Genomic DNA, 6,854 nt, shown 5'->3' on the forward strand with positions numbered 1-6,854 from the left:
CCGGCTCTGCCCTCCCCCGGGCCCCCCGCGGGCGCCACCCCCCCAACCTCCCCGCTGCGCCGGCGGGCGGCGCCCCCCCCGGCGGCCCGCGACTCCTACAGCCGGCTCTCCCAGCACCTGCGCTCGCCCGCGGCCCAGCAGGCGCTGACCGACCAGACCCTGCGGCGCCCGGTGCTCTCCTCCGTCACGCCCGCCGCCGGTATCGGCCGCGACCCGCGCCACGAACTGCCCTTCCCCGGCAGCCGGCAGGTGGCGGACGGGCTGCTCGACTCGTACGAGAACGAGCTGCGCCGCCCCTCGCGCACCGTGTACGTGCTCGACACCTCGGGCTCGATGCGGGAGGAGCGGCTCGACCGGCTGAAGGCGGCGCTGCGGAAGCTGACCGGCACCGACAGGTCGGCGACCGGCGACCGGTTCCGCGACCGCGAGGAGGTCACGCTGATGCCCTTCGGCGACCGGGTCAAGGAGGTCACCACGCACACCGTGCCGGAGAAGCAGCCGGCGGAGGCGCTGGACCTGATCCGTACGAACGTGGACGCGCTGAGCGCCGACGGCGACACGGCCATCTACAGCAGCCTGGAGCAGGCGTACAAGCACCTGGGCGAGCGCGCGTCGAAGACCGGCGACGACCGGTTCACCTCGATCGTGCTGATGACGGACGGCGAGAACACCAGCGGGGCGGGGGCGCCGGAGTTCAAGAAGTTCTACGACGGCCTCTCGGCCGACCAGCGCACCATCCCGGTCTTCCCGATCCTCTTCGGCGACTCGGACCGGATGGAGCTCGAAGAGATCGCCGACGTCACGGGCGGCCAGCTCTTCGACGCGGTGCAGGGCTCGCTGGACGGCGCCTTCGAGGAGATCCGTGGCTACCAGTGACCGGGGCGCGGGGCGCGCCGTGGTGCGGTACCTGGAGTCCCGCAAGAACCTGGCCGGCTGCGGGCTCGGCCTGCTGGGCCTCGGGCTCTACGCGGTGGGGGTGGCCGGCGCGTACTGGCCGGTGGTGATCGCCGGTCTGTACGGGGCGGGCGCCCTGCTGGCCCCGCCCGAGCGCCCGCACTCCCCCCAGTTCCCCGCCCCGGGTGAGCAGGTTGACGCGCTCCGCACCGACCTGGCGACGCTGCGGACGTACCTGGCCGGGGTGCGCGACCGGGACCGGCTGCCCGACGAGACCGACCGGGAGCTGGCGGACCTGCTCGACCTGCTGACCGCGCTGCTCGACCCGGAGCGCGGCGGGGCTGAGGCGCTGGCGAGCGACGGCGAGGCACTGCACCGGCTGACCCGGATCATCCGCCAGGACACCCCGGACAGCGTCGACGCCTATCTGCGCACCCGCTGGTGGTCCCGGCTGGCCCCCGGTTCCCCGTCCCCGGATGAGGAGTTGCGGCGCCAGGTGGGTCTGCTCGTGGAGGAGGCCGCGGGCCTGGCCGCCACGCTGCGCGACGCGGAGTCCTGGCGCCAGCGGGCCCTGACCCAGTACTACGAGGACCGGGCGGGCCCGAGTGACCTGGGGGGCCTGGGCGACCTGGGGGGCGGGCCCGGCGGCCCGGAAGCGGGCTCGGGGGCGGGCCCGCAGGTGGGCCCGGAAGCGGCGGGCGACCCCGGGGTGGCGGGCGGCACCGGCTAGCAGTGGCGAGCGCGACGGCCGGGCCGCGCGCGGGGAGGCTCCTCGGCAGCAGCCGGGCCACGTTCCGTACGAACACGTCGTACGAACACGTCGTACGAACGCCCGGGACGAGAACACCTCGCACGCAAGCCGCGCGCCACGCACACGCGGCCCCACGGGCCATTCGCAGGGACGCCCTCCCACCGGAGGGCGTCCCCGTGCGTCAGCCGAGGCGGGCGACCAGGGCGCGGTACTCGTCCCACAGCTCCTTCGGCGTGTGGTCGCCGAAGGTGTTCAGGTGCTCGGGCACCAGGGCCGCCTCCTCGCGCCAGACTTCCTGGTCGACGGTGAGCAGGAAGTCCAGGTCGGCGGCGGTCAGGTCGAGCCCGTCGGTGTCCAGCGCCGCCGGCGTCGGCAGCACGCCGATGGGGGTCTCGACGCCCTCCGCGGTGCCTTCGAGCCGCTCCACGATCCACTTCAGGACGCGGCTGTTCTCGCCGAAGCCGGGCCAGACGAAGCGGCCGTCGTCGTTCTTGCGGAACCAGTTGACGTAATAGATCTTCGGCAGCTTGGCCGGGTCGGCGCCCTGCCCGACCTTGATCCAGTGGCCCATGTAGTCGCCCATGTTGTAGCCGCAGAACGGCAACATGGCGAACGGGTCGCGGCGCAGCTCACCCACCTTGCCCTCGGCCGCCGCGGTCTTCTCGGACGCCACGTTGGCACCGAGGAAGACGCCGTGCTGCCAGGAGAGCGACTCGGTGACCAGCGGCACCGCGCTGGCCCGCCGGCCGCCGAAGAGGATCGCCGAGATCGGCACGCCCTTCGGGTCCTCCCACTCGGGCGCGATGATCGGGCACTGCCCGGCCGGCACGGTGAAGCGGGCGTTGGGGTGCGCGGCCGGCGTCCCGCTCTGCGGGGTCCAGTCGTTGCCCTTCCAGTCGGTCAGGTGCGCGGGCGGCTCCTCGGTCATGCCCTCCCACCACACGTCGCCGTCGTCGGTGAGCGCGACGTTGGTGAAGACCGCGTTGCCCCACATCGTCTTCATCGCGTTGGCGTTGGTGTGCTCGCCGGTGCCGGGCGCGACGCCGAAGAACCCGGCCTCCGGGTTGATCGCGTACAGCCGCCCGTCGTCGCCGAACCGCATCCAGGCGATGTCGTCGCCGATGGTCTCCACGGTCCAGCCGGGGACGGTCGGCTCCAGCATGGCCAGGTTGGTCTTGCCGCAGGCGGACGGGAAGGCCGCGGCCACGTACTTCGCCTCGCCCCGCGGCGGGGTCAGCTTGAGGATCAGCATGTGCTCGGCGAGCCAGCCCTCGTCGCGGGCCATGACGGAGGCGATGCGCAGCGCGTAGCACTTCTTGCCGAGCAGCGCGTTGCCGCCGTAGCCGGAGCCGTACGACCAGATCTCGCGGTCCTCGGGGAAGTGCGAGATGTACTTCGTGGTGTTGCACGGCCAGGGCACGTCCGCCTCGCCCGGCGCCAGCGGCGCGCCGAGCGTGTGGACGGCCTTGACGAAGTCGCCGTCGTCGCCGAGTTCGTCGAGGACCGCGGCGCCCATCCGCGTCATGGTGCGCATCGAGACGGCGACGTACGCGGAGTCGGTGATCTCCACGCCCATGGCGGAGAGTGGGGAACCGAGCGGGCCCATGCAGAACGGGACGACGTACATGGTGCGCCCGCGCATCGCGCCGCGGAAGACGCCCTGGTCACCGGTGAAGACCTCGCGCATTTCGGCGGGGTCCTTCCAGTGGTTGGTGGGCCCGGCGTCCGCCTCGTCGGCGGAACAGATGAAGGTGCGGTCCTCGACGCGGGCCACGTCGCTCGGGTCGGACGCGGCGTAGTACGAGTGCGGGCGCTTGATCGGGTCGAGCTTCTTGAACGTGCCCTTGGCCACGAGTTCCTCGGCCAGCCGCTCGTACTCAGCCTGCGAACCGTCGCACCAGACGATCTCGGCGGGCTCGGTGAGTGCGGCGATCTCTTGGACCCAGGAGATCAGCTCCTGGTGGTTCGTGGGAGTGGGGTTCTGAGCCACGGGGCCACCGGCCCCGGAGGAATCAGCGCTGCGCGCCACGATCGCTCCGTTCCGCCGAAGCCCGACTGCTCCGGCGCCAGATTGAGGGTTTTGGTCGGATAGCAGACGTCGACGCAAGCGGCTACGAGAGTCGACGCAAGCGACTACGAAAAGTGCATACGTCCGCATATCCAGTGAGGGAGACAGCTACCCCTTGGGGGCTGCGACCCGGATGCTCAGCTCATCCGGTGCCGACCGCGCTCATTTGATCATCCGACCCGTTCGCCATTCTGTCCAGAGGGCGCCTCCGTGACCATCACCACTCGACACCGGGCCGTAACTTACGGTCGCGTAGGTAGCATGTGGAACATGACTGCCGCCGCGCCCGACACCGTCGACGCCACCAGCGAGTTGGACGCGTTGGCGCCACCGCCACTCAAACCGCGGCTGCGCGGCTGGCTGCACGCCGGGATGTTCCCCGCGGTGCTCATCTCCGGCGTCATGCTGACCGCGCTCGCCGACAGCGGCCGGGGCCGGCTGGCCTGCGCGATCTACACGCTCACCGCGTGCCTGCTGTTCGGCGTCAGCGCGCTGTACCACCGCGGCACCTGGGGCCCGCGCGCCGAGGGCATACTCAGGCGGCTCGACCACGCCAACATCTTCCTGATCATCGCCGGCACGTACACGCCGCTGACGCTGCTGCTCATCGACGGCGGCAGACAGCAGTTCCTGCTCTGGGGCATCTGGGCGGCGGCCCTGGCCGGCATCGCCTTCCGCGTCTTCTGGGTCGGCGCCCCGCGCTGGCTCTACACGCCCTGCTACATCGCCATGGGCTGGGCCGCCGTCTTCTTCCTCCCCGACTTCCTGCGCACCGGCGGCATCGCCGTCCTGGTCTGCGTCATCGTCGGCGGCGTCCTCTACAGCGCCGGCGGCGTCATCTACGGCATCAAGCGCCCCAACCCCTCCCCCCGCTGGTTCGGCTTCCACGAGGTCTTCCACTCCCTCACGCTGGCCGCCTTCGTCGTGCACTACGTGGGCATCTCGCTGGTGGCCTACCAGCACGGGTGAGCAGCGGTTCGGGCCTCCGGCCTCGACCGGCCACGACCGGCCCCGACCTGGCACGACCCCGACGCCCGGGCACGCGATTCCTTCGCGGCCCGGGCGTTTTCGTTTGGCCTGTGACGCCGCGGGTCTCCGGAGATCAGGGAGTCCGGAAGTCCGGAACCGTACGGGAGTGCCGCCCCGCCACCTCGTACGCACGCATACGCACGCATACGCACCCGTCGTACGAGACCACACCCGCCCCGCACCCCCGCAAGCCACTCACCCCCGCGGCCACAGCCACCAGAACCCCAGCCCCAGCAACTGCAACCACAACCACCCCAACCGACTACAGCTCCACCACGACCGCCCCGATGTGTTGCCCCGCGATCAGCCCGACCAGGGCGCCCGGCGCCTGGTCGAGCCCCGTGAACCGGGTGTGCGGGAAGGTGAGGCGGCCGGTCGCCATCGCCGCGCCGATCTCGCGGGTCCACTCCGGTATCCGGTCCAGGTGGTCGAGGAGCGTCAGGCCGCGCAGCTCGATGCTCCGCGCGAGCAGTTGCAGCGTGTCGATCTCCACCAGGGCCGTGCTGCCGGCGGCGCCGAGCTGCCCGGAGAGCGCGCCGATGATGGCGAACCTGGCCTTCCGGTTGGCGACCTTCAGGGCGGCCTGGAGCTGTTCGCCGCCGACGTTGTCGAAGACGACGTCGAGGCCGTCGGGGGCCAGCCGCCGCAGTTGCTCCTCGATCGAGCCCGCGCCCCTGAGCACGGCCGCGTCGTAGCCGAGTTCCCCGGTAAGGTAGTCGGCCTTGCGCTGTGAACTGGTGCTGCCGATCACCCGCGCCGCCCCGTACAGCCGGGCGATCTGCCCGGCCATGCTGCCCACGCCGCCGGCCGCCCCGCTGACGAACACGGTGTCCCCCGGGCGCACCTCCCCGGCGCACACCACACCGGCCCACGCGGTCAGCGCCTGCGACAGGTGCGCCGCGGGGTCCGGCAGCGCGGCCAGGTCGAGCGCCCGTACGGAGCCGGCGTCCACAGCCGCGTACTCACGCCAGGAAGCGTGGTGCTCCACCAGGTCACCGACCACCACCCCGCCCCCGACCCTCGCACCCGCACTCGCAGCGTCGTCGCCCACGGCGTCGTCGCCCACGGCGACCACCTCACCGATCGCCGGCCCCCACAGCGGCGCGTCCACCTCGTACGCGGGCATCGGGAGATCCGCGTCGGTCATGAGCGTGCGCATGACGGCGACGACGGCCATGTACCGGTTGCGTACGAGGAGTTGCCCCGGCCCGGGCGCAGGAACGGGCGCGGTACGGAGCGCGAAGTGCTCCGTACGCAACTCTGCGCCGGGGCGCTCGACGAGCCGCACCTCACGGTGGGTCGCGGGGACGTCGACGGGGCGGCCGGTGGCGGCGGCAGGGGACATGACACTCCTCGGCTTGCTGGGCAGCGCGCCGGGCGCATCACAGCGCCCCGCGCGGCTGATGAACGACCTCCTCGCACGGTAGGGCGTGCTGTCGGCACGCTCGGCCAACTGGTCACTGCTGTACGGCACTTGGGGTCATCGCCCGACGCCTCCCGCCATCCCCTTCGGATACGCCGATGACGCGCGCGAATGCGGAGGGATGGGCAGGAATGGGCGTACGGGGCGGGGGTGCGGCGGCGGGGCGGTCGGGCGCGGCGGACGACGGGGCAGCGCATGCCGACGGGCTGTCGGAAAACGAACACGGGCGCTTAGTGGGCGCTCACATGGCCCGGCTGGGCCCGGCCGGCCCGAACGGCTCGACTCCGATCGACTCAACCCCAGCCGCCTCCGCCCCCACCCCCCCGGGCCGCCCCCCCCCCCCTCCGTACGCGTCCGCTTGCCCATCCACGGGAACGGGCCCAGCCGGCCCGACCGGCTCAGCCCCGGCCGGCTCAGCCCCTACCGCCGCACGCCGTCCCTATCCCCGCCCCCGTCCGCTCACCCAACCGCGGAAACGGGCCCAGTCGGCTCGACCGGCTCGGCTCCGACCGGCTCAGCCCCAACCGCCGCGTGCGCCGCCCCTCGACCCCGCGCCCGCCCGCTTACCCCACCGCGGAAACGGGCCCAGCCGGCCCGACCGGCTCAGCCCCAACCGGCTCAGCCCCAACCGCCGCGTGCGCCGCCCCTCGACCCCGCGCCCGCCCGCTTACCCCACCGCGGAAACGGGC

5 protein-coding genes are annotated in these 6,854 nt (G+C 72.6%); 3 read left to right on the forward strand and 2 right to left on the reverse strand.

From position 1 onward, the window contains the following. Both AAHZ94_RS25780 and AAHZ94_RS25785 read left to right on the forward strand, forming a co-directional pair. Positions 1-876, forward strand: an 876-nt coding sequence (locus tag AAHZ94_RS25780) for a vWA domain-containing protein (RefSeq protein ID WP_349995632.1), incomplete at its 5' end; no start/stop codon positions are given. Then, a complete protein-coding gene (locus AAHZ94_RS25785) occupies positions 863-1,624 on the forward strand; it encodes a hypothetical protein (protein WP_349995633.1) in 762 nt (253 codons plus the stop codon). The genes AAHZ94_RS25780 and AAHZ94_RS25785, both read left to right, overlap by 14 nt. A gap of 202 nt (positions 1,625-1,826) precedes the next feature. Here AAHZ94_RS25785 and AAHZ94_RS25790 read toward each other — a convergent pair whose 3' ends face one another. After that, the gene (locus AAHZ94_RS25790) at positions 1,827-3,635 is read right to left on the reverse strand and encodes a phosphoenolpyruvate carboxykinase (GTP) (protein ID WP_349995635.1); all 1,809 of its coding nucleotides are present in this window, start codon (positions 3,633-3,635) and stop codon (positions 1,827-1,829) included. A gap of 348 nt (positions 3,636-3,983) precedes the next feature. Between AAHZ94_RS25790 and trhA the strand changes: the two genes are divergently transcribed. Next, positions 3,984-4,682 carry a PAQR family membrane homeostasis protein TrhA gene (trhA, locus tag AAHZ94_RS25795; RefSeq protein ID WP_349995637.1) on the forward strand — a complete coding sequence of 233 codons (699 nt, stop codon included), beginning with the start codon at positions 3,984-3,986 and terminating at the stop codon, positions 4,680-4,682. Positions 4,683-5,004: 322 nt separating this feature from the next. Here the strand turns inward: trhA and AAHZ94_RS25800 are convergent, their stop codons facing one another. After that, the gene (locus AAHZ94_RS25800; protein ID WP_349995639.1) at positions 5,005-6,087 is read right to left on the reverse strand and encodes an MDR family NADP-dependent oxidoreductase; all 1,083 of its coding nucleotides are present in this window, start codon (positions 6,085-6,087) and stop codon (positions 5,005-5,007) included. Positions 6,088-6,854: the final 767 nt, after the last annotated feature.

This window comes from Streptomyces sp. HSW2009 (genome assembly GCF_040240285.1).
Classification (GTDB): domain Bacteria; phylum Actinomycetota; class Actinomycetes; order Streptomycetales; family Streptomycetaceae; genus Streptomyces.

Excerpts from the sequence above, each read along its gene's own strand:
- trhA (WP_349995637.1), top strand. The coding sequence starts at position 3,984 with ATGACTGCCGCCGCGCCCGACACCGTCGACGCCACCAGCGAGTTGGAC.
- AAHZ94_RS25800 (WP_349995639.1), bottom strand. The coding sequence starts at position 6,087 with ATGTCCCCTGCCGCCGCCACCGGCCGCCCCGTCGACGTCCCCGCGACC.